Source organism: Pseudoalteromonas sp. Angola-7 (genome assembly GCF_028599255.1).
Taxonomy (GTDB): domain Bacteria; phylum Pseudomonadota; class Gammaproteobacteria; order Enterobacterales; family Alteromonadaceae; genus Pseudoalteromonas; species Pseudoalteromonas atlantica.
Map to the genome: position 1 here is coordinate 190,280 of NZ_JAQREL010000003.1, position 24,806 is coordinate 215,085.

A 24,806-nucleotide genomic window follows, 5' to 3' on the forward strand; every position below is an offset into this window, starting at 1 on the left:
AACAGCATTTATATCCTTCTAATTAAACAATAAAAGTCTTAGTCCTTTAGTCTAATTTATAGAATTAACATTGAATTTTAATCTAATGGGGTTATGTTATTAAACATCAAAAAATTTACCTTTTCTTAAAAGTAAATTATCAAAATAAAAGATCATTTATCTAAACTTCAGGTTAGAAAATAAAATGACAACACACACAAAAATTATCATTGCAGATGATCACCCGCTGTTTAGGCAGGCATTGTCGCTAATGCTCAGTTCAAGCTTTACTGATTCTTCATTGCTAGAAGCTCAAACCATTGCAGAGCTAGAACAAGCACTCATTGATACACCCGACATCGACCTTATTTTATTAGATTTAGATATACCCGGTGCGGAGGGGTTTAATACACTAAATAGCATTCGCCTTAAATACCCACATATCGCGGTAGTAGTTATCTCTGGGTTTGAAGAGTCAGAAACAATCAATAAAGCAATAGAATTTGGGGCTGCTGGTTTTATACCTAAATCCACTCCCGTTAACGACATGGTAGCTGCACTTAATAGCATTATTAATGGTGAGCTTTGGGTTCCCGCTTATGCATTAAAACAGGGAGCCCAGCAAGATAAAGAAGAAAGTAAAATTTCAACACTCACTAATCAACAACGAAAAATACTCTTTATGCTGGCTGATGGACTACTCAATAAACAAATTGCGTATGACCTAAACCTGTCTGAATCGACAATAAAGAGCCATGTGAGTACTATATTTTTAAAGCTGGGTGTTAAAAACCGTACTCAAGCCGTTATTTTGCTAAACCATCATAAGCATGAACATGACTTTTTTACTCACAACACACCTTAAAGAAATGTATCGGATATATAATTTTTTTCTAATCGCTTAGTTAAAAGAGAGCTCATCAGCGCTCTTAACGCAATAGGTTTAACTATTTTACGTAAATATCCGATATCAGCATTCTGCGCCTGTTTTTGCACTGACTCATCCATAGTGGCTGTAATGAGAATTGCAGGTAATGGATACCGGCTTACTGCACGTATAGCTTGAATCAGCTCAATACCATTGTAAAAACGAACGTGAGAAGGGCTGTGTTTTTGGGCCCCGAGTAATCCCGTGCTCGTTTGTGAATCACATGCGGGTATAGCTTCATCTGTTAGCTGATAATCAACCAGTAATATATCAATATCTTCCTCGTGGCTTTTGTAAATAGACATAGCTTGTTGAGCATTTGAGGCTATTAGCACATTACACTTCCATGCAGACAGTAAATCACTCATACCAGCCGTCACGCTTTCCTCATTGTCTATACACAGCACACACACGCCTTGTAAGTTGTTACTCGCCTGTATAGGTTTAGGAGGAGCTAGCTTAGCTACAGACGCTAGAGGTACTTCTACACTAAACGTACTGCCACAATTTACTTTTGAGAGCAGCCCAAGCTTATGGTCAAGTATTTCAGCGAGACTTTTAGCAATATTTAGGCCTAAACCAAGCCCTTTCGGCCCCACTAGCTTGGTTGGTAATTGTGTAAACTGCTCAAACACTTGCTGTTGTTTTTCGTGTGGGATCCCGGGGCCATTATCAATTACTTGTATGCACAGGTTTTGCCCTTTCCTGCGACTACCTAATAATACTTTTCCATCGTGTGCATAACGAAAAGCATTACTTAAAAAGTTTTGTACAATTCGGGCAAGTAAAGTTAAGTCACTTTTTATATACAACTTACTCGAAGCACATCTAAAATCTATCGCGTAATCATGCGTTAAAGCTGAAAACTCAAGCTTTAACATAGAGAATAGTTTTTCAATTGGAAATACACTGATATCAGGGGTTATATTACCGCTTTCAATACGTGCTATTTCGTTTAAATCAAGTAAAAGGTTATTAGCAATCTCTAACGAGTTATCTATTTGCTTAATTTGCATGCGCTCTTGATCAGAAACTTTGGCGCTTAAACTCACCGAAGATGAAAACAAACGAGCAGCAGAAAGAGGCTGTAATAAATCGTGGCTACATGCTCTTAAGTATTGGCTTTTTTTAAGGTGGGCTTGCTCTGCTTTTAGTTGTGCTGCAACAAGTTCTTGATTCGCTTTTTCGAGCTCAACATTCGCTTGCTCTAACTCTTTTGTTCGTGCCAAAACGCGGCTTTCTAAATCTGTGTTTTCTTCTTTTAAGTATTTCTCGGCTTTCCTAAACTCTGTTATATCTGTAAATATCATTACAAAGCCCCCGCCTGGGATCGGGTTTCCTTCAATATTAATAATTTTGTCATTAAGTAAACGCCGCTCAGACTGATGCCTGCTACCTGCTTTTAAATACTCTAAACGTTTATTTACTTGAGCCTCAATATCACACACATAACGCTTTTGATTAGTAAGGTTGTATCTAATAAGTTCACTTATAGGGCAACCAATATAAATAAAATCTTTTGGGTAATTAAAAATATCTAGATATTGCTTATTCCAAGCCACTAAATTTAAGTCGCCATCAATCACTGATATGCCTTCACTTGTATTTTCAATTGCGCCTTGCAGTACTGAGCGACTAAACTCAAGCTGCTGAGTAGAATTGTCTTCTACAATTTTTGCAACTTGGTCAAAAGCCATATCGCGCCCACCTAAACCAAAAGACAATACTAGTTTAGCTGAAGCTGCTCCAAGTACTGGTGCCAAAGTATTCTCAGCATGAAACAGTAATGCTTCATTGTAGGTTTTATGCTTTTTATCTTTGTGCAGTAAGTTGAATTGAGCAAAGCATTCTTTTGACTTTTCAAAACCAATAAAGCGGGCTAAAAGCAATTCGAGTTCACTTATATCTACCTTAGGTTGCTTAGGAAAATGCCGATGATAATTTTTACCTTTATCGTAAAAAAACTTACTTTGCATTTCTTCGCGGATGTTTTGTCGGGTCAACAATGACACTATAAACAATACACTTATATTTAGGCTTAAACCTATTAGGGTCATTACCGTAGTTTTAGGCCAAGTCGTGTTACTAAATAAATGTTCGTAAAAACTAAGCTGTGGGAGTAAATTCCCAAATCCCCAAATTACAAAACCACAACTTATCCCCCAAAACACGCCCTTTTGCGTGGCCCTTGGCCAAAAAAAAGCAGCAACTAATGCAGGTCCAATTTGCGCAATAGCGCCAAAGGCAATTTCACCTAATGAAGATAACGCACCAGGGGGAGAAATAAGTAACATCCCCAGGCTCAATGCTATTACAACAACGACTAGCCCCTTACGAATAAATAAAAGCCGTGATTGAAAATGCAAATAGTCATGGTTTTTTCTAGGCGAAAATTTAAATATAAGTGGGAAAACAATTTCATTGCTCAACATCGTACTCAACGCTATGGTAGATACAATAACCATGGAACTTGCTGCAGAAACAGCCCCTAAAAACGCAAATAATGACAACCACACCTGCCCATAATAGGCGGGTAAAAATAATACATAAGCATCTGCATTTAGTGACTCGGCATAATTTAACGTGCCAGCTAAACCTATAGGCCCTGCAAAAAATGCAAATACTAAAATGTAAGCAGGTAACAACCAACGCGCTAAGCTACTTGTTTTTCTATCTTTTATTTCAACAAACATTACTTGAAACTGGCGCGGTAAACATAAGCAAGCAGACATAACAATGAATAGTAAACCAAACATACCCACCAAATTACTTGGCTCAAATTGCTGCGCTAATGAAACATGCCCTTTTGACTTTTCTAAAATTTCTAAAGGTGAGTCATAAATTACAAACGATACAAAAAGCCCCACAAGTAAAAATGCAATCAGTTTAACGGCTGACTCAAATGCAATAGCTATCATCACTCCTGGGTGGCGCTCTGTTACATCAATTGTTCTAATACCAAAAATAATTGTAAAGCCAGTTAAAATAACACTAACAATTAAACCTAGCTGCCATACTGGCAGATCCTGACTTTCTTGTAAGATAATATATGAGTCAATAATTGCTTTAAGTTGAAGGGCTATATAGGGCAAGGTGCCTATTAACGCGACAAGCGTAATAATAAGTGCCAAACTTTGTGACTTGCCAAAACGGGCAGAGAGTAAATCGGCTATTGAGTTTGTTTTTAGTTGCAGACTCGTTTTTATAATCCGCTGTATAAAAGGCCAAGCAAATATAAACAGTAAAATAGGGGCTAAATAAACAGGAATATAATTAAAGGATCCACTGGCGGCTTGTGCGGATGTGCCTAAAAAACCCCACGATGTACAGTATACGCCCAGTGATAGCGCATAAATAATAGCATGCTGCTTAGCAACTAATTTATGACGATACTTCCCGCCTAAAAAAGCGATTAAAAACAGTAAGCTTATATAGCCGATGCTTACACTTATTAGCAACCAGTTAGAGAACATAATGAGCTTCTTATGCGTGCTATTTAGCACGTTTTTTATTATTAGTAGAAGTAGAATTTACCCTTTTTATAACCTGAATTTAACCATATAGCACCCAACTAAAGAACTAGACTAAAGGACTAAACGCTAGGTGCTAAGTCTTATTACTAATTGTTGCTTTGTTCGGTTTACTTACTATTAGCTGAACAACTAATACAAGGGAATAAGCTAGATGTTTGATTCAAAATATAAAAAACTACTCTTGGCATCTTCGTTACTAACTGCAAGTTCAGCCACTTTTGCCGGCTACGAAATTAAACTAACTGAAAACGATAAACTCACATTTGGTGGTTATATAAAAATAGACTCTCGTTATGTTGATGGCGATGTAGCTTATCGTGACTTCTGGATTGGGGATGGTACAGCGCTTGAAGAAGACGCCTCTCAGTTTAAAATTTTTGCCAATGAAACCCGTTTCAACACCAAGTATGTCCATGGCGATGTTACCGGCTTTATTGAAATGGATTTTAACGGTGGTGGTGGTAACGAAATAATATCGAACTCTGCAAACCCGCGTATACGTCATGCTTTTATAAACTATCAAGACCTCACTGTTGGCCAAACGTGGTCAACGTTTATGAATACCAGTGCAATTCCAGAAGCAGCCGATTTTGCAGGTGCTACCACAGGCCTGGTGTTTATTCGCCAAGGGCAAGTACGTTATAACATGGGTAATTTTCAACTATCGCTAGAAAACCCAGAAACATGGGGCGGCGATACCTCTAACGACAAACTTCCCGATTTAGTCGCTCGCTATAACTTCAAAGATGATTGGGGCAACGTATCAGTATCAGCCCTTGCGCGTCAGCTTAACACTCTCTCAGGTGAACAAGAATCTGCTTTTGGTATGTCTGTGGCAGGTTTAGTTAAAACAACTGGCAAAGATGATTTACGCTTTCAATTTCACAAAGGTGAGCTTGGGCGCTATGTCGGCGCTGCCGCTGCAAAAGATGTATACGATAACGAAGTTGAAGATCTCACTTCGGTACTCATAGCATACCGCCACTTTTGGACAGATACACTTCGTTCAAGCGTACTCTACGGAAAAGTTGAAGGTGATGTGTCTGAGCGCGAACGTACTCAATGGGGCGTTAACGTATTTCAAAATTTAACCAAGGATTTAGTGGTGGGTTTTGAAGTAGGTAACTTCTGTATGGATGAACAAGATAAAGACTCTAACTACGTTCAAGCCACATTGAGATTTGCACTTTAAGCCACTTTACCTCTAATGCTTAGCACCGCGTAACACTCCCAACCAATGTTGCGTTTGGGAGGAGAATACTCTCCTCCCCTTTTTACATTAGAGACAGTCAATCCGAAAAATTTGGAGAACAGCAATGACAGCTTCAATACTTAATGTAGAAAACATATCACTTGCTTTTGGTGGGGTTAAAGCCTTAACCGATGTGAGCTTTTCTGTAAAAGAAGAGTCTGTTTTTTCGATTATTGGCCCTAATGGGGCCGGTAAAACCTCAATGTTAAATTGTATTTCAGGACGCTACACCCCTAATAGCGGTAACATTTTTTTTAATAATAAAAACGTAACAAGTTTGCAGCCAAACGACCGCGCCGATTTAGGCATGGGCCGAACATTTCAAAACCTCGCGTTATTCGGTCATATGTCAGTATTAGACAATATTATGGTTGGCCGTCACCACTTATTAAAAAACAATTGGCTAACGGGTCCATTATATTGGGCATCAGGTGCGCAAAAAGAGGAACTTGAGCACAGACGAAAAGTTGAAGAAGTCATCGACTTTTTAGAAATATCACACATCCGCAAATCTATAGCAGGCACCCTGTCTTATGGTTTACGCAAACGCGTAGAGCTTGCAAGGGCAATGGCCCTCAATCCTAAACTTATTTTACTCGACGAGCCTATGGCAGGCATGAACCTAGAAGAAAAAGAAGACATGGCTAGGTACATTCTTGACCTTAATGAAGAGTTTGGGATTACCGTCGTCATGATTGAACACGACATGGGCGTGGTGATGGATATTTCACATGAAGTAATGGTTTTAGATTTTGGTAAAAACTTAATTTGTGCCAAACCAGAGCAAGTAATGGCAGACCCATACGTAAAACGTGCCTACTTAGGACTCGAAGAAGCCGATAGCGAACCTGAAGAAGTTACCACATTAGAGGAAGTAAGCTAATGACTCACCATGATTCAATTAATGATTTTGAAATGGCCGAACTCAATACCTTTCCTAAAATATTACAGTTTAATGCCCAGCAATGGCCCCATGAAACAGCCATGCGAGAAAAAGAGTTTGGTATATGGAATGAATTTACATGGGAAGATTATAACAACCGAGTGAAGTGGCTCACGCTTGCATTGCTAGATAAAGGTGTAAATAAAGGTGATGCAATTGCCTTGCTTGGCGATAATCGCCCAGAATGGGTATGGGGAGAAGTAGCTGCACACGCAATGCGATGCCACTCTTTAGGTATTTATCAAGATTCAATGCATGAGGAAGTGGCCTACTTACTCCAAAGTAGTCATGCCACGGTTGTAATAGCTGAAGATGAAGAACAGTGCGATAAATTACTCGAACTAGGCGATGAAATTTCCCACGTAAAATTAATTGTTTACTGCGACCCTAGAGGCATGCGCAAATACAACGATGAGCGCTTAATAGACGTAAATTCACTGTATACACTTGGCCAAACCATAGATAACAGTGAACCCAATCGCTACCCACAACTAATTGAAGCAACCTCCCCAAATGACATAGCAATTTACTGCACCACATCAGGCACTACTTCAAAGCCTAAAATAGCACTACTCAACGGTGGTAATTTTGTTAAACATTGCAGCGCTTACTTAAGAGCCGATCCACGCCAGCCAGGCGATAATTACGTATCTGTATTACCTCTGCCTTGGATAATGGAGCAAGTTTATGCTGTTGGCCAAGCGCTTATTGCACGTCAAATAGTTAACTTTGTTGAAGAGCAACAAACATTAATGTCTGATCTTAGAGAAATAGGTCCAAGCTTTGTATTACTTGCCCCACGAGTATGGGAAGGAATATTAGCGGATGTTCAAGCTCGGATGATGGACTCAACTCCACTAAAAAGAAAACTATTTTCTTTTGCCATGAGCATTGCCGAAAAGAGCCAGCTTAAAGGTAAAAAATCGTGGTTTGCAGAGCTTATTTTAATGAGAGCGCTTAGAGACAGACTCGGCTTTTCATATTTAAAATCAGCAGCAACAGGCGGAGCCGCAATGGGCCCAGACACGTTTAGGTTTTTTCAAACCATTGGGGTGCCGTTAAGGCAACTTTATGGGCAAACTGAAATGTGTGGTGCTTATACAATCCATGATCAAAATGATGTTGATTACGATAGTGTTGGTTTTGCATTCGATAACGCAAAAATTAAGGTTATTAACGAGGATGAAGCCGGTGTTGGCGAAATCGTTGCAAAAACAGTGGGTATGTTTACCGGCTATCTTAATAACCAAGACGCATACAATGAAGATGTTAAAGATGGATGGATGCACACAGGCGATGCTGGCTACTTTAAGCCTTCAGGGCATTTGGTTGTTATTGATCGGATAAAAGACTTAGCATGTACAAGTAACGGCGTTCAATACTCACCGCAATACATTGAGAATAAATTGAAGTTTTCGTCATTTATTGGCGAAGCCGTCATATTAGGTAAAAACAAACCTTATTTATCAGCCATCATTTGTATTCGTTTCAGCATCGTTGCTAAATGGGCAGAACAACACGGTTACTCTTTCACAAATTACACTAATTTATCTACCCACCCTGAAGTTTACAAAAAGCTCAGTGAAGAAATACAACGTGTTAATGAAACGCTCCCTGACGCTCAAAAAATACATAAGTTTTTACTACTTTATAAAGAGCTTGATGCTGATGATGGAGAGCTTACACGTACTCGTAAAGTAAGACGCAGCGTTATTGCCCAAAAGTATGGCGATATCATAGATGCGATATACCAAAATCAAAATATAGTTGATATTGATACAGTTGTTGTATTTCAAGATGGCACTAAAACACGCATTCAAACTCAACTTAAAATCCAATCTCTTATTAATACTCCCACAGTTCCCCTCGTGGACAACACTCAGTCTGAAGCACAACGGAGAGCATCATGAACTTTGAATTACTCATTCAGTTAATCATTAATGGGCTTATTGTAGGCTTATTGTATGGCGTCGTCGGTATGTGTTTTGTTTTAGTTTATAAGTCGACACAAATCGTAAATTTTGCGCAGGGCGAATTTTTACTTGTCGGTGCCTGGGTGTGTTGGAGCGTACTTATTTACTTAGAGCTCCCCTTTATTGTTGGCTTTTTGCTCACAATGGCGTTTATGGCGGCCTTTGGTATTTTGATTCAGATGATTGTTTTACGCCCTATGATTGGCGAGCCAATTATTTCAGTCATTATGGTGACAATTGGATTATCTATTTTTTTCCAAGCGTTGATGAAGTGGATATTTGGTGTATCTGCTCAAAGTTACCCCCAAGTATTTGATGCTCAAAGTATTCAAATTTTTGGTCTAAATATAGAGTCAGCCTACTTAATGAGTACGGTTATAGCCCTAATTATTATGGTCGCATTTTACCTCTTTTTTAAACATTCAAAATATGGCCTCGCTATGCGTGCCACTGCATTCAATCAGCAAATTGCACAAAGCTTAGGTATTTCCGTTAAACAAGTGTTTGCTATGAGCTGGGGCATAGCAGCAACAGTATCAGCAACAGCCGGTATTGTAATAGGCATGGTTAACGGGGTTTCAAGCTCTCTATCAATGATGGGAATTAAAGTGTTCCCAGCCGTTATTTTAGGCGGCCTCGACTCGATTGTCGGTGCAATTGTGGGTGGCTTAACAATTGGAGTGCTAGAAAACTTAGCTGAGTTTTTTGATAGCCAATACCTTCATGTAGGAAACATGTACGACATAGCGCCATTTTACGTCCTTCTCATCATACTTTGGTTTAAACCTTACGGTTTATTTGGGACTAAAGATATTGAACGAATTTAATAGCTTACATTTAGCGGCGCGCTGTAAAAATACAGCGCAATGCGCTTATACATAAATTATAAAAATTAGGATCTTTTTATGTCTAGCTTAACTATGCGCCCATGTGGCGACTTTAGAACCAGTTACAAACAAGACAATACTATTTACGAAACTAAAACTATTCGTAATGTAGCTATTATTGCCATTACACTACTATGCTGCGCACCATTTTTGGTCGATGCATACTTTTTAACGCTGTTTATTCAAATTTCATATTTAGGAATTGCGGCACTAGGACTTAATATTTTAGTCGGTTATACGGGGCAGATATCGCTAGGCCATGGCGCATTTTTTGGCTTTGGTGCGTTTGCCTCAGCCTGGCTGAATATGTCCTTTGGGATCCCTGTTTTATTGTGTATCCCTATCGCAGGATTTTTAACCATGTTGGTAGGCATGTTATTTGGCCTTCCCGCTTCACGTATTAAAGGGCTTTACTTAGCAATTGCCACTTTAGCTGCCCAATTTATTCTCGAAGATTTTTTTGCACGCGCCCAGTGGTTTACTGGTGGTTCAGCCGGTTCATCTGCTGACCCAGTCTCTATTTTTGGCTTTGTGTTTAATACTGACCGCAGCTTTTTTTACATTGCATTATTTGCCCTTGTTTTTATGTATATCTGGGGATGTAACTTAATGCGCAGCCGAGAAGGCCGCGCCTTTATTGCAGTAAGAGATCACTACCTATCAGCAGAAATTATGGGAATAAAACTTAACAAGTACCGTTTGCTGTCATTTGGGGTTTCATCTTTCTATGCGGGTATTGGCGGTGCGTTATACGCGCATTACCTAGGATACGTTTCAGCCGAAGGGTTTACATTATTCATGTCAATCCAATTTCTAGCGATGATCATCATCGGTGGTTTAGGTTCTATTAAGGGCACTCTTATGGGCGTTGTATTTATGGTGTTTTTACCTGAAGTGTTAGAAAGCGGCGTTGGATTAATGAAAATGACTGATTGGGGCAATATTCCTATGGTGGTTGATGGCCTTGCTTACATTAAAGAAATGGCTATAGGCCTAGTCATTATTTTATTTTTAATTTTTGAACCAGAAGGCATGGCGCATCGCTGGGCACAAATTAAAAACTATTGGAAATTTTACCCGTTTTCTTACTAACAAATTACACGACAACAACAAGCTCATTGGCAACACAGCCAAAAAATGAAAAAGGAAATTATCATGCACAATAAATTAAAATTAAGTTCTGTATTTGTATGTTGCTCATTAGCTATGAGTAACCACGTTATTGCTCAAGACTCTGTGTTTGTAGGTCACTTAGCTGATATGTCAGGACCTACCGCATTTGTCGGGAAAAACTATGCTGACGGAGTTCGTGATTCGCTCGCTTACATTAATGAAAATGGTGGTATAAGCGGCACCCGATTAGAATCTGAAACTATCGATTACGCCTATAAAGTACCACAGGCCATCGCCTCTTATAAAAAGTGGTATTCGCGTAAAAAAATGGTCGCAATGCAAGGCTGGGGTACCGCTGATACAGAAGCGCTAATTTCGTTTGTAGCCAGAGACAAAGTCCCCGTATTTTCAGCGTCTTATTCTGGACATCTAACTGACCCGACTGGCAAAAATCCTCACACTAAAAAACCAGCGCCGTATAACTTTTTTTATGGCGCTTCGTACTCAGATTCTTGCCGTGGACTTGTTCAATGGGCGGCCGAAGATTGGAAAAAAAAGGGAGGTAAAGGTAACCCAAAATTTACTCACCTTGGTGCCAACCATCCATTTCCTAATGCACCAAAAGAAGCATGTGCAGAATACGCAACTGAGTTAGGTTTTGATGTACAACCTGCAATTGTAATTTCGATGAAACCAGGTGATTTTAAAGCGCAGTGCTTAAGTTTAAAAAGCTCAGGTTCTAATTACGGTTACATTGGTAACTTAGGTGGCTCAGTACTTTCATTAGTTAAGTCATGTAACACGGTCGGAACCGATATTCAATTTATGTCAAATATATGGGGCGGCGATAAAAAAATATTCAACGCAGCCGGTGAAGGCATTAAAGATTACATTTTTCCTACAATGACCCCTTTTTGGGAAGATCAAGCGCCAGGCATGAAATTGGTCAGAGAAATATCTAAGCAATCAGATCCATCAGGACAAGAGCAGCGTGTACACCATTATATTCGCGGTGTTTGCTCAACATTTTACATGAAAGAAGCAATGGAGTGGGCAAAAGAAAACGGTGGTATAACTGGCGAAAATATTAAAAAGGGAATGTACGTAAAAAAGAACTGGGTGCCTAAAGGCCTTGAAGGTGTGTGTTTAGCTGCTAACTGGAGTAAAGATGATCACCGTGGCGTAAACCAAGTAAACATATATAAAGGCAATTACAACAAAGGTAATGTAACTGCTGAAAAAGTATCGGTAGTAACACTTGAACGCCGTGACGATTGGTTAGGCTACTAATAAATATAAAAATTGGTTGCAAAGATCACTAAAGCTCTTTGCAACCAACCTACAAGACTAAATAATTACGGAGTGTGTATGTCATCAGCAGCAAAAAAATTAGAACCCGCCTCACCCATCTTAACCGTAAATAATATAGAAGTTGTATACGATGAAGTTATTCAGGTTCTCAGGGGGGTTAGCTTAGATGTCCCAGAGGGAGAGATTGTTACTTTATTAGGCCCAAATGGAGCAGGTAAATCAACAACACTAAAAGCGATTTCAGGGTTACTTAAAACCGAAAACGGTGAAGTAACTAAAGGTGATATTACTTTTATGGGCGAGCGCATAGATTCTAAAAATGCAGAAGATGTAGTGCGCAGTGGGTTATTTCAGGTAATGGAGGGGCGTCGTATTATCGAAGATATGACGTCTTTAGAAAACTTAAAGCTAGGTGCATTTACCCGAAAGGATTCGCAAATAAACCAAGATATTGAGATGGTTTACCACTACTTTCCGCGTTTGAAAGAGCGAACAGGTTTAGCCGGCTATTTATCTGGCGGTGAACAACAAATGCTAGCAATAGGTCGCGCATTAATGGCGAGGCCAAAGATGATTTGCCTAGATGAGCCATCAATGGGCCTATCGCCTCTACTTGTTAAAGAAGTATTCGCGATAATAAAAAAAATAAATGAAGAGCAAGGCATCACTATGTTTTTAGTAGAGCAAAACGCTAATTACGCGCTACGCGCAGCTAATTATGGCTACATTATGGAGTCGGGAAAAGTGGTATTAGACGGAACACAAGAGCAGCTCATGAATAACGAGGATGTTAAAGAGTTTTACTTAGGAGGTGGTAACGAAGACCGTAAAAGCTTCAAAGATTTAAAGTCTTATAAACGCAGAAAGCGCTGGCTGTAATAAAAACAGTTTAAATAAATTTACTTTTTAGCATGACTTCGGAGCCCCTTATGACTAACTTATTTAACCCAAAAGAAAGCCAATCGCATATAAGCCGAGAACACGATTTATTTGCAAAATTACCTGGCTTTATTTCATATGCAAAGCAAAACAGTCCTTATTACAAAAATATATTAGCCGATATTACTGCGGATAATATAACTAATCGGGAACAATTAGCCACACTGCCCATAACCAGAAAATCATCACTCATTAGCTTACAAAAAACAGCATCGCCTTTAGCGGGGTTAAACTCAGAACAAGGACATATTAGTCGGCTGTTTCAATCGCCCGGCCCTATTAACGACCCCGAAAACTGTGAAAATGACTGGTGGAGAATGGGCCAAGCATTTTATGCAGCTGGATTTAGAGAGCACGATAAAGTGCAAAACTGCCTGTCGTACCATTTAACGCCTGGTGGGTTCATACTCGATTCCGGTGCTCGCGCCTGTGGCTGTATTGTAATACCTGCAGGGCCAGGTCAAACCGAACAACAGCTCGACACCATTGAAGGGTTGAAACCTCAAGGCTACTGTGGAACCCCCTCTTTTTTAAAAATTTTATTAAACAAAGCTCAGCAACAAAAGCGAGATATAAGCAGTATTACTAAAGCATTAGTTACCGGTGAGGCTTTACCTAAAGCACTACGCGATGAGTTTACAGCAGCTGGTATTAATACATTACAAGCTTATGCCAGCGCAGATGTAGGCTTAATAGCTTACGAAAGCATTGCAGATGACGGTTTAATTATAGCTGAAGACCTTATAGTGGAAATTGTTCGCCCTGGCAGTTTAGAGCCAGTAGCCGATGGCGAGGTTGGTGAAGTCGTTGTAACCAGCTTTAACTATGACTACCCTTTAATCCGCTTTGCTACAGGTGACTTATCTGCTATTAAATCAGGACAAAGCAGATGTGGGCGTACAAATTTACGCATAAAAGGCTGGATGGGCCGAGCAGATCAAACAACTAAAATTAAAGGTATGTTTGTTCATCCCGAGCAAGTAGAGCGCGTTAGATTGAGTGTTAGTGGCATTGCTAAAGTCAGATTGGAAGTCACCAACGAAAGTCATAATGATAAAATGCACCTTTTATGCGAAATCAATAAAGATACCAAGAATAAAGATACAACTACACTACAAAACGAACTAGCAAAAAACTTAAAAATATATACAAAGTTAAGTGGTAGTGTTGAGCTTGTGAGCCCCGGCACTTTAAGCGATGACGGCAAAGTCATCGACGATCTAAGAGCTACGTGTTAGTTTCATTTTCAACAAGGCTTTGAGTTTGCTAATAAAATACCTGCCTCAGCAATTTAAAGCCTTTATCTCTAAAAGAGCAATATATGACTAAAATCGCTTTTCAAGACTGCTACATACAAAGCTTAAGCCATTGTTATGGATGCGGTAAAAGTAACCCCGATGGGCATCAGCTTAAAAGCTACTGGTTAGATAACTATGAGGGAAGTAAAACAATAGCTCACTTTACGCCTAAGCCTTACCACACCGCTATTCCTGGGTTTGTGTATGGTGGCTTATTGGCCTCTCTTATTGATTGCCATGGCACAGGGAGCGCAGCAGCCGTTGTCCATTATAAAAATAACTTAACTATTGGCAGCGTCCCTACAATTCGTTTTGTTACAGCGGCCTTAAATATTAATTATTTAGCGCCAACACCTATAGATAATCAACTAGAGCTCGTAGGCGAGTTTAGCCAAGTAAAAGATAATAAAGTAATTGTTGATATTACTTTATCTGCAAATAACGTAATGTGCGCAAAAGGTGAAGTGATCGCTGTTAAAATGCCAGTCACTTTTTTATAAGAAAAATTAGACGTTTTTAGGCATAAAGCGAGCTTGCGTTATTGCTTACTGTAGTGCTTTTAAAGCATTAATTATATCTTGCGGCTCTGAGCGGGTGCGGTAATCAACATCAACATAGCGCCACGTCACTTTACCTTGGCTATCTAAAACAAACGTGGCAGGGATAGGTAAAATACTGCCATTGCCGTTATTAAGTGACTCTAAATCAAGGCCGCGGTCTTCACGCATATGCTCTAATAAAAATGCAGGTACTTGCCACGCTACGCCATAGCTTGCTGCTACATCTGCATTTTGGTCACTCAGCACAACAAAATCCATATTACGTATGTCGTTTTCGCTCATTGAGCCATCGGGCGCTTGTGGGCTAATAGCCACCAGCTGTGCGCCTAATGCGTGAATTTCAGCTAGGCGTGACTGCAATGCTTTTAGCTGTAAATTACAATAAGGGCACCAACTACCACGATAAAAAGTTATAACCACAGGCCCTTTTGCAAGTAGCTCATCTAATAAAACTTGCTCACCGTGCTGGTTCGGCAGTTCAAAGCGTGGGGCATTTTGATCTAAATTAAGTGCATTTGCCCCTTCTTGAAACGCTTTTGCCTGAGCAATGGTTTCATCAACGCCTTTCATAAAATCAGGGTTACCTTTTCGCCCTGCTGCTACTTTTGCCTCGGTTTGTGCTTTTAACGTGTTGCTTTCATCGCTCATAATACTGCTACCTTCAAATTAATCAAAAACATAAAACTAGCTTACAGTACGAACATGTATTTGAAATGAAATTATTAATTTAATCAGTTATCTCTAAATCAAACACCACGTTTATGGATGATTTAAAGCTTATTGTTGCCTGTAAATCGTTACTACGTATTTGAGGAAAAGAGTTATTATCATGCTGCGCCCTGTGCATCTTGGTTATGGCTGTACTAAAACCACTGTCATAGTTGTTTTTAGTTGAGCGAATAGTGCGTACTTCACCTACTTTTGCATTGAATGAATCAGCAAGTAAATCCGCTTTTATTTTTGCATCTTCAATTGCTAACTGTGTGGCTTGCGCTTGTAATTGCTCAGATTTTGAAGATAAAAACGCAATATTTTGAATGGCATTTACTTCTTGGTTCAATAAAAAATCGGTTAAATCGCTCACACGCTCAATACTGTTTAGCCTTACTTCAAACGTTCTTATCGCTGCGTATTCGCTAAGGGCTTGATGTCCTGTTTCAATATAATCCATTCCTGTTTTTTCAATTTTAACGTTTGAGGCAACTACGTCATCGGCGCTTATTTCAAATTGATTGAGCCCATCTATTAATAACTTCACTTTATTCTCAAGCGCGTTATTGGCGGCTTTCGGCTCCTTTTTAACACTATTCACCTTAAATAGTATTTTAGCCATGTCAGGCTCAACTAATACCTCAGCAGTGCCTTGCACTGAGATATGACGATTGGCAGGTAAGCTCGAATTAGCAAAAGCGATCACAGGGAATAAGGTTAGAAGAATAGTGGTAATGAGTTTCACGTCGTTCCTTAAAGTAGTTAGTTAAATAATGATTACGTAACCGTACCTATAATCATACATGTAAAAATAAAAGAAAACTGCCCTTTATTGTAAGCAAGAGTTTACCTCGCGCGGCATAAAGCCGCTTCTACAGCCAACCTAGGTTAACTCACCCACTTTTAGCTCTTTACCACGGTTTATTTGGTAGCACTGGGCTAATAATAATTCGGCGGTGGCCTGTGCGTCTGTAAGTGCGTTATGGCAATGATAGCTTGGTAACTCATAACGTTTGCGACACGCACTTAGGGTTAAATCATCTTGTTTTATTTCTGCGCCTTGGCAAATAAGGCGCTTTTTTTCTATGTGGAGGGTGTCGAGTATCAACTTAGGTTGTGCGTTTATATTGGAACCTTTAAGGGCTGCTTTTAAAAACCCCCAATCCAGTATGGCGTTATGAAAAACCAAAATATGGTCACTAAAATCACGGCTTAGCTGCGTTAATATAGTGTGCAGGCTTTGTCCTTTAGCAACGGTGTCTTCTACAATGCCGTGAAAAACAGGGCTTTGGTCTAAGCGTTTAACGTTTTTATTAATTAAATGCTGAGACTCACTCATTTTTATACATTGGTTATCTATTTTTACCCAGGCTACTGAGACAATTTCATGCTGGTTTACATCAAGCCCAGTAAGCTCTAAATCAATCACTAAATAGCGTTGCGTTAACGCATTTTGACTTAAAAGATTACGCCTTTTTATATACTTACTGAGCCATTTTTTTACCACAGCGCTTACCTCTTATTACAAACTGCCACGGGCAAATTTAAACGCCGCGGCTTGCTGCGCTTGTTTTACTAAATAAAAAGCCTCTTTAAGCTGATGACGCTCTAATGAACTTAATTTATCAGGATTTATGCAGTTACTTGGCAAACCTTCTTCGTTTATTTGCGTACTAAAACGCAACTGAGTTAAAAATCGCCAGCAATCTTTTAAATTATAAATATCGTCTTTATTTAGCAGTGAATGCTTAAGTAAAGCATCTAAACGCTCTTGGGTATTGGCGCGTTTTATACCTGCTTTTAACGCATATAAACGAACTATATCGTTAATGATCACCACACCACGCTTTTTTAAATCAATGTACTTATGGTTGTTATCATTTTTTTGCGTTTTAAGTTTATTAAACAAGCCAATAGGCACTGAACTGGCTCTTATATCGGTTGCCATAGCAGCATAAAATAACTCATCGCGCGATATTCTGTTTAACTGCTCGCAAAAGCCGCTGTATAGGGCATTGGAGCCTTCTATAAAGCGCAAATCAAAAAATATTTTGCAGTTAAGCATGGCGCTTGGGGTTGGGCTTTTTATCCATTTAAAAAAGCGCTCGCACCACTGGCTTACACTCATTCTGCATTCATCGCTGCTGGCCATTATATTTCCGGGGCAACGCCTAATGCCACATTCTACTAACTGCTCACATACAAACTCCCCCATGTGTTTAAAGTAAGCTTGGTGTTGCTCGCTTAAATCATCTGGGAGTAATAAGCCGTTGTCTTGATCTGAATGTAGGGTTTGCTCTTCGCGTGCTTGCGAGCCAAAACATATGAAGCAAAAGCTGGTGGGGGCTGCGCCATTTTCTTCTTGAAATAAATGAATAAGGCGCGAGGTGAGTGCATCGGTTAAGCCGCTGAGCAGTTTACCAATTAGCGATATGTCTTCTATGTTGTACGAAAAACTACGCAGTAACTCAGGGATTTCTCCCGCATAACGTTTTAAATCGGCAATGCTGTGGGCTTTATAAATGCGGCCAATAAGCTGCACAGGGTCGCTTTTTTGCTGGCGCAGTAAATCGGTACTGGTAAGCATACCCAAAGGCTTATGGTTTTCATCAAGTACAGGTAAATGATGAATATTGTATTTAAGCATTAAATGCAAAGCAGAAAACACCCGATTGTTTTCAAATATAAATTTAGGCTTTGCACTCATTATGCTGCTAACCGCATCTTGCGGATCGACTTCATCGGCCAGTACACGGTTACGTAAGTCGCGGTCGGTCACTACGCCAACTAAAATGGCGTGTTCGGTGATCATAATTGACGATACACCGTGTTTTTTCATTTTTTTAGCGGTTTGCCTAATACTGGCATCGGGGGCTAAGGTTATGGCGTTGCGGGTCATCAGCTCAGATATTCTGCGCTCAGACCAGCTATCGTTTTTACTTTTATAATGTGATGAAAGCAAACGATTGGCGTGCGCGCGTACAAAATACTGCTCAAACGGTTTGTATTGATGACGTAAAAAGTCAAAATGCGTTTGCGCAAGCATATACACTATGCCCTCTTTTTGTACCTGTAACCTATTTTGAATCGCCTCTCCGGTTAACAAAGAAGGATAGCCAAAGTAATCCCCCTGCGCTAAACGCTTCACTACATCGCCTTTTGCATCCACTAGGTCGTATAAACCAGAGCGAATTAAAAAAAGCTTGGGGGTTTGCGTTTGCAGCCACTGCGCTTGGTTTTCTCGGGTTAAATAAACACTATCAATATGGCTTACAAAATACTCACACGCACTGTCGTGTAGCATGCTAAATGGCGCCTGCATACACACAAACTGGGCAACTTCCTGCTGCTCTACACTCATTGCTGTACTCTTAAAAAGTATACACAAAACCTAATGTACTCATTATTTGAACAAATAAAAAGCCCGACTAAAGTCGGGCTTTTGGTGCTTTATTTTTAAGTAGGCTTAGCGCATTAATGTGCGTGTGCTTCACCTGACCCTTTAGGATTACGAATACCTTCCACCATTTGTTGTATTTCAAGCGGTGTCGATTTTGTTAATTTAAGTACGGTTGCAGCAACCACAAAGTTAATTATCATTCCCACTAAGCCAATTCCTTCGGGTGAAATACCTAAGAACCAATTTTCTGGGCTATTAAGCTCAGGGCTTACAAATTTAAAGAAGATAATATACGCAGCGGTAAAGCCTATACCGGTCACCATGCCAGCAATTGCGCCTTCTTTATTCATTGTTTTAGAGAATATCCCCATAATAATTGCTGGGAAGAAACTCGCCGCCGCTAAACCAAAGGCAAAGGCGACCACCGATGCAACAAACCCTGGCGGGTTAATCCCAAAGTAAGCCGATATAACAATGGCAATCATCGCGGCTAACCGTGCAGCGAGTAGCTCTTGTTTATCGCTTATGTCGGGTTTAAGGGTGCGTTTAAGTAAATCGTGCGACACTGAGGTCGAAATAACCAGCAATAACCCTGCTGTGGTTGAAAGCGCAGCAGCAATACCACCGGCCGCTACTAATGCGATTACCCATGCTGGTAAATCAGCAATTTCAGGGTTAGCCAGTACCATAATATCGCGGTCTACTTTTACTTCGTTTGCGCTTGTTGGGTCTTCTACCTTGCCGGCGGTGTAAAACATTTTGCCGTCGCCGTTTTTATCATTAAAGGTAATTAAACCCGTGCGTTCCCAGTTTTTGATCCACGCTGGTGCTTGAGCGTACTCTGTACCGCTACCATCTTTACCGTTAATGGTGTCAATCATGTTTACGCGTGCAAACGAGGCAACCGCCGGTGCAGTAGTGTAAACAATAGCAATAAATACCAATGTCCACGCTGCTGAAATACGGGTATCTTTAACGCGAGGTACAGTGAAAAAGCGAACAATTACATGCGGTAAACCTGCAGTACCCACCATTAAAGCGCCGGTAATAGCAAATACGTCAATCATACTTTTAGAGCCTTCGGTGTATTGTGCAAAGCCCAGCTCTGCGCTTAACCCGTCTAGCTTATCAAGTACATACATGCCTGAGCCATCACTCAATGTGGCACCAAAGCCGGTTTGCGGGAAGAAGTGGCCTGTCATCATCATTGAAATAAAGATAGCGGGCACAAGGTAGGCAAACACAAGCACACAGTACTGCGCTACTTGCGTGTAGGTAATGCCTTTCATGCCGCCAAGTACCGCATAGAAGAATACAATCACCATTCCAATGTAAACACCGGTTTCAATTTCTACTTCTAAAAAGCGCGAAAATACCACGCCTACGCCACGCATTTGTCCAGCAATATAAGTAAAACAAATAAAGATGGCACACAAAATAGCAACAACACGTGCTGTTTGTGAGTAGTAACGGTCGCCTATAAAGTCAGGTACAGTGAATTTGCCAAATTTACGTAAGTAAGGCGCTAAACACATAGCGAGTAATACATAGCCGCCAGTCCACCCCATTAAGTAAACACCGCCATCGTAACCTGCAAACGAAATAATACCCGCCATTGAAATAAACGACGCTGCGCTCATCCAATCGGCTGCGGTTGCCATACCATTGGCTAGCGGAGGTACGCCGCCCCCTGCCACGTAAAACTCATTTGTAGAGCCTGCACGCGCCCAAATTGCAATGCCGATATAAAGCGCAAAACTTAAACCAACAATTATAAATGTGAGTGTTTGAACATCCATTACCTAGCTCCTATTCGTCTACGCCGTATTTTTTATCTAACGTGTTCATTTTGAAAACGTAAACAAAAATCAAAGCTACAAAGGTGTAAATAGCGCCCTGTTGTGAAAACCAGAAGCCAAGTTTAAACCCAAAAAAACGTACTTCATTCAGTACATCTACCAGTAATATGCCAAAGCCAAATGAGACCACAAACCACACTGCTAGTAACTTAAACAGTAGTGAAATGTTTTCTGCCCAATAAGCTTTTGCTTGTTCTTCATCTTTAAAAGCCATTTTTATTTTCCCCTTTAAGCATTGCATAATTGCAATGAGTGGTTTTTTTATAGTCGGTTATTAATTTAGCAACGCGGCGTGAAGAGTGAAGTGAGACCATAGTCGTAACAGCCTGTTAACGTTTACGTAAACTGCAAATGTAATTGTATTTAAAAATACAATTACACATAATTTTCAGTAAGTTAGCTTTTAACAAAGGGCGTTAATGGCAAAATTTAAGTGGCTTTGTGTAAAAGTGCGACATTAGTCTAATAAATCACCAGAAATAAAAATAATCATTTAAAATCAATACAATAAAAACAACGTTAATATTTTGCATAAAATTGTGCACGCACACTTAAAGTTATCTCTGGTATTGTGTGTGGGTATAAATAATAAGGTTTAATAACAACATGACTGCTGTACTGATTTTTGTAGCATTAGGCTATATTGGGGTGCTGTTTTGGCTTGCTAATTGGGGCGATAAAACAACACCACTTGCTAAACGGATTAGCCATCATCCTTTTGTGTATTCATTATCGTTAGGGATTTATTGTACTTCGTGGACGTACTATGGTTCGGTTGGTACCGCTGCCACCAGTAGTTGGAGCTATTTACCCATTTTATTGGGGCCTTCATTGTTGTTCTTTTTTGGCCAAGGCTTTTTACGCAAACTGGTATTAGTAAGTAAAAAACAAAACATTACTACCATTGCCGATTTTATTTCTGCCCGCTACGGTAAACGTCAAACCAGTGCAATACTGGTCACTGTTATTGCCCTACTTGCTACCATTCCCTATATTGCGCTGCAGTTAAAAGCACTCAGTACTAGCTTTTTGCTTTTGCAAAACAGCAATCAAATATCTGGCGAAATGCTTACCCTCACCGCCACGTTAATTATGGCGCTGTTTGCAATATTTTTTGGTACCCGTAAGGTAGATGTTACCGAATACCGCTCTGGGCTTATGCTAGCAGTCGCCTTTGAGTCAATGATAAAGCTGATTGCGCTTATTGCCGTCGCTGGCTTAGCCTTGTACACCTTATTTAATTTACCCACCCTTAGCGGCGATAAAGTCACAGAGTCGATTTGGCAACACTGGGGCAACTTTAACTTTTTTAGTTTTAACTTTATTGGCCAGTCACTTATGGCTGCCGCGGCCATAATTTGTTTACCACGACAATTTCATGTCACCGTGGTAGATAACCAAGACAAACGCCATTTATTTACTGCTCGCTGGGCTTTTCCGCTGTATTTATTACTCACCGCTGCGATGATAATTCCTATTGCTACTGCCGCAATTCACCCAAGTATTGGTAGCAGTTTTTCACCCGACAGCTTTGTATTAGCGCTACCGCTTATTCACGACCAAGCTTTTTTAAGTACCTTTGTATTTATTGGCGGGCTTTCCGCAGCCACCGCTATGATAGTGGTGGCCACACTTACGCTTAGCACCATGATCTCTAACGATGTAGTGCTACCGCTTCTGCTACGCCGTAAATTTAAGCGCAACTTAATTACCAGCAGTTATAAATCGCAAATTTTATTAGTCAGGCGCTTTACCATAGCCGGCATACTTATATTGGCTTATTTTTATCAGCAATGGTTTGGCCATGGTAGTGCGCTGGCCAGCATGGGGCTGGTGGCATTTTCGTTAGTAACGCAGCTGCTCCCAGCTATTGTGGGCGGGCTTTACTGGCGAAAAGGCCATGCTTATGGTGTATATGCGGGGCTATTAGCGGGTTTTATTTGTTGGGTATTATTTTTAATGATGCCAATTTTAGATGCCGGCAGCGCTCTTGATAGCGAGCTTCAGCAAACACTTATTACACGCGGCACTCTGATTGCCTTATTTGCTAATATTGGTTGTTATATTAGCTTTTCGTTAGGGGCAGAAGAGCGCTTGATAGACAAAATTCAGGCGGCTGCATTTGTTAACCCTAAAGATCAGGCTATTTTATCGCGCCGCTTAAACAAAAATGTTAAAGCCACGGTTTACGACTTTAAAATACTGCTGCAAACCTTTTTAGGTATTCAGCGTAGCCAACAAGTACTGGCGCACTTTTCACTTTCGCACCAGCTAAGTGACAATAATGCCCACCCCGAGCCCGAATTTATAGCCTACTGCGAGCGTGCGTTAACTGGGGTGTTAGGGGCGTCTTCGGCGCAGGCGCTAATCCGTACGGTTTCATCGGGTAAACGTATGGCCTTTGAAGAGGTGGTTAACTTTTTTGACGAAACCACACAAGCATTGCAGTTTAACCAAAACCTGCTGTATACCTCGCTCGAAAACTTAAGCCATGGTATTTCGGTGGTCGATAAAGATTTAAAACTGGTAGCATGGAATAAGCGCTACAGCCAAATGTTTGGCTACCCCGACGGCTTTTTAGAAGTGGGGCAACCCATTGAAGATATAATAAGGTACAACGCAGTACGCGGTGAATGTGGCCCAGGCGAAATAGAACGCCAAGTAGAAAAACGCGTTCAGCATTTAAAAAATGGTAGCTCGCATCACTTTATTCGCCACCGCCGTAATGGCCAAGTGTACGAAATGATAGGTAACCCCCTACCCGATGGCGGCTTTGTAACGAGTTTTTCAGACATTACAAACCATATAAGTACGCAAAATGCGCTTGAAGAAATTAACATGGATCTTGAAAACCGCATTGAAGCGCGAACCCAAGAAGTGCAAACCATTAATAAAGACTTACAAGCACAAATAGATAGCCGAGTAAAAACAGAGCAAGCACTTACTTTAGCCAAGCGCGAAGCAGAGCAAGCCAACGACAGTAAAACGCGATTTTTAGCACTGGCTAGCCACGATATTTTACAGCCCCTTAACGCGGCGCGTTTATACCTTGCAGCCATTGATGAAAAGCAGCTTGATACAACTAACCAAAATAGCTTTAATAAGCTTGGCCACAGTTTAGACTCAACCGTGCATTTAATGTCAGCCTTACTAGAAATTGCCAAGTTAGAGCAAGGCGCAATGACCCCAACCCCTCGGCACTTTTGTATAAACGATATACTTATGCCACTGCAAAGCGAGTACGCTATTTTATCAAGCGATAAAGGCTTAAAACTAACCGTGCGTTCAAACGCACAAATTGTGCATAGCGACATTACCTACTTGCGCCGAATTATACAAAACTTGGTGTCTAATGCGGTTAAATACACCGAAACAGGGCGAGTATTAATAGCATGCAGAAACCGTAAACATAATTTACGTATAGAAGTATGGGACACCGGCCCAGGTATTAGCCAAATAGAACAAGCTAAAATATTTAACGACTTTTACCGTATAGAAGCCGGTGATAACAAAGGCGTTGGTTTAGGGCTTGGCGTTGTAAAACGTATGGCCGATTTACTTAGCTTAGAGCTTGATGTGCACTCAGAGCCCGGTAAAGGGAGCCGCTTTAGTATTGAAGTACCCTATGGAGATGCGCAGTTTGTACAACAAAAAGCAACGGCCAGCAGCTTAGTAGAAAACCGCGCCGCGATTAACATAGTCGCGGTAGACGATGACCCCGAAAACCTAGCAGCAATGGCCAGTTTACTTAAAAAATGGCAAGCCAATTACACCTTGTTTGACGATGTAAATAAAGTACTCGCGCACGCTAAACAGCACGCAGCGCCCGATGTGATTTTAATGGATTACCAATTAGGTAATGATTGCGATGGTATTTCGCTTATAAAAACACTGCGTGATACATGGCAAAGCGAAGTGCCCGCCATACTTATAACCGCCGTACGCGACACCGAGCTTAAACAAGAAACCAAAGCGGCTAATATTCATTATTTAAGTAAGCCGATTAAGCCTGGTAAGCTAAAAGCACTGCTTAATCACAGCACGTAATAGCCAATTAGCAGCAAAAAATAAGCCCAGCATTAGCTGGGCTTATTTATGTGCTTAACAAAGCGTTGGAACC

General features: G+C 40.4%; 18 protein-coding genes. 11 read left to right on the plus strand and 7 right to left on the minus strand.

The window, feature by feature from the left end:
* The first annotated feature begins 184 nt into the window (after positions 1-184).
* Complete coding sequence (locus tag PSH50_RS05845; RefSeq protein ID WP_273609356.1) at positions 185-844, plus strand: response regulator transcription factor; 660 nt, start codon at positions 185-187, stop codon at positions 842-844.
* On the opposite strand, the gene PSH50_RS05850 is transcribed toward PSH50_RS05845, so the two are convergent.
* Positions 841-4,380 carry a PAS domain-containing hybrid sensor histidine kinase/response regulator gene (locus tag PSH50_RS05850; protein WP_273609357.1) on the minus strand — a complete coding sequence of 1,180 codons (3,540 nt, stop codon included), beginning with the start codon at positions 4,378-4,380 and terminating at the stop codon, positions 841-843. The genes PSH50_RS05845 and PSH50_RS05850 overlap by 4 nt on opposite strands.
* A 211-nt stretch (positions 4,381-4,591) precedes the next feature.
* Between PSH50_RS05850 and PSH50_RS05855 the strand changes: the two genes are divergently transcribed.
* The 9 genes from PSH50_RS05855 (at position 4,592) to PSH50_RS05895 (ending at position 14,656) form a co-directional block, all read left to right on the plus strand.
* The gene (locus tag PSH50_RS05855; RefSeq protein ID WP_273609358.1) at positions 4,592-5,632 is read left to right on the plus strand and encodes a DcaP family trimeric outer membrane transporter; all 1,041 of its coding nucleotides are present in this window, start codon (positions 4,592-4,594) and stop codon (positions 5,630-5,632) included.
* Between the two features lie 124 nt (positions 5,633-5,756).
* Positions 5,757-6,575: an ABC transporter ATP-binding protein gene (locus PSH50_RS05860; RefSeq protein ID WP_273609359.1), complete on the plus strand. Its 819-nt coding sequence runs from the start codon at positions 5,757-5,759 to the stop codon at positions 6,573-6,575.
* On the plus strand, positions 6,575-8,545 hold the full coding sequence (locus PSH50_RS05865; RefSeq protein WP_273609360.1) for a long-chain fatty acid--CoA ligase: 1,971 nt from the start codon (positions 6,575-6,577) through the stop codon (positions 8,543-8,545). Before PSH50_RS05860 ends, PSH50_RS05865 begins: the two co-directional genes overlap by 1 nt.
* On the plus strand, positions 8,542-9,435 hold the full coding sequence (locus PSH50_RS05870) for a branched-chain amino acid ABC transporter permease (protein WP_006791860.1): 894 nt from the start codon (positions 8,542-8,544) through the stop codon (positions 9,433-9,435). The genes PSH50_RS05865 and PSH50_RS05870 overlap by 4 nt, the downstream gene beginning before the upstream one ends.
* A 78-nt stretch (positions 9,436-9,513) precedes the next feature.
* Complete coding sequence (locus PSH50_RS05875; protein ID WP_273609361.1) at positions 9,514-10,587, plus strand: branched-chain amino acid ABC transporter permease; 1,074 nt, start codon at positions 9,514-9,516, stop codon at positions 10,585-10,587.
* A gap of 63 nt (positions 10,588-10,650) precedes the next feature.
* Entirely contained in the window at positions 10,651-11,898 is a 1,248-nt protein-coding gene (locus tag PSH50_RS05880; protein ID WP_273609362.1) for an ABC transporter substrate-binding protein, read from the plus strand.
* A 78-nt stretch (positions 11,899-11,976) separates the two neighbouring features.
* Complete coding sequence (locus PSH50_RS05885) at positions 11,977-12,798, plus strand: ABC transporter ATP-binding protein (protein WP_273609363.1); 822 nt, start codon at positions 11,977-11,979, stop codon at positions 12,796-12,798.
* Between the two features lie 50 nt (positions 12,799-12,848).
* On the plus strand, positions 12,849-14,096 hold the full coding sequence (locus PSH50_RS05890; protein ID WP_273609364.1) for a phenylacetate--CoA ligase family protein: 1,248 nt from the start codon (positions 12,849-12,851) through the stop codon (positions 14,094-14,096).
* Positions 14,097-14,179: 83 nt separating this feature from the next.
* Entirely contained in the window at positions 14,180-14,656 is a 477-nt protein-coding gene (locus PSH50_RS05895) for a PaaI family thioesterase (protein ID WP_273609365.1), read from the plus strand.
* Between the two features lie 45 nt (positions 14,657-14,701).
* Here PSH50_RS05895 and PSH50_RS05900 read toward each other — a convergent pair whose 3' ends face one another.
* The 6 genes from PSH50_RS05900 to PSH50_RS05925 all read right to left on the minus strand — a co-directional run bounded on the left by PSH50_RS05900 (position 14,702) and on the right by PSH50_RS05925 (position 20,900).
* Positions 14,702-15,364: a peroxiredoxin-like family protein gene (locus tag PSH50_RS05900; RefSeq protein WP_273609366.1), complete on the minus strand. Its 663-nt coding sequence runs from the start codon at positions 15,362-15,364 to the stop codon at positions 14,702-14,704.
* A 79-nt stretch (positions 15,365-15,443) separates the two neighbouring features.
* Positions 15,444-16,172, minus strand: coding sequence for an SIMPL domain-containing protein (locus tag PSH50_RS05905; RefSeq protein ID WP_273609367.1), 729 nt, complete (start codon positions 16,170-16,172; stop codon positions 15,444-15,446).
* Between the two features lie 138 nt (positions 16,173-16,310).
* Positions 16,311-16,934: a 3'-5' exonuclease gene (locus PSH50_RS05910; RefSeq protein ID WP_256845428.1), complete on the minus strand. Its 624-nt coding sequence runs from the start codon at positions 16,932-16,934 to the stop codon at positions 16,311-16,313.
* A gap of 15 nt (positions 16,935-16,949) precedes the next feature.
* Positions 16,950-18,788: a DUF294 nucleotidyltransferase-like domain-containing protein gene (locus tag PSH50_RS05915; RefSeq protein ID WP_273609368.1), complete on the minus strand. Its 1,839-nt coding sequence runs from the start codon at positions 18,786-18,788 to the stop codon at positions 16,950-16,952.
* 113 nt (positions 18,789-18,901) lie between these two features.
* Entirely contained in the window at positions 18,902-20,626 is a 1,725-nt protein-coding gene (locus PSH50_RS05920) for a sodium:solute symporter family protein (RefSeq protein WP_004586075.1), read from the minus strand.
* A gap of 10 nt (positions 20,627-20,636) precedes the next feature.
* Positions 20,637-20,900, minus strand: coding sequence for a DUF4212 domain-containing protein (locus PSH50_RS05925; protein WP_004586074.1), 264 nt, complete (start codon positions 20,898-20,900; stop codon positions 20,637-20,639).
* 392 nt (positions 20,901-21,292) lie between these two features.
* Here PSH50_RS05925 and PSH50_RS05930 point away from each other — a divergent pair, with 392 nt between their 5' ends.
* Positions 21,293-24,733 carry a PAS-domain containing protein gene (locus PSH50_RS05930; protein ID WP_248530587.1) on the plus strand — a complete coding sequence of 1,147 codons (3,441 nt, stop codon included), beginning with the start codon at positions 21,293-21,295 and terminating at the stop codon, positions 24,731-24,733.
* The last annotated feature ends 73 nt before the right edge of the window (positions 24,734-24,806 follow it).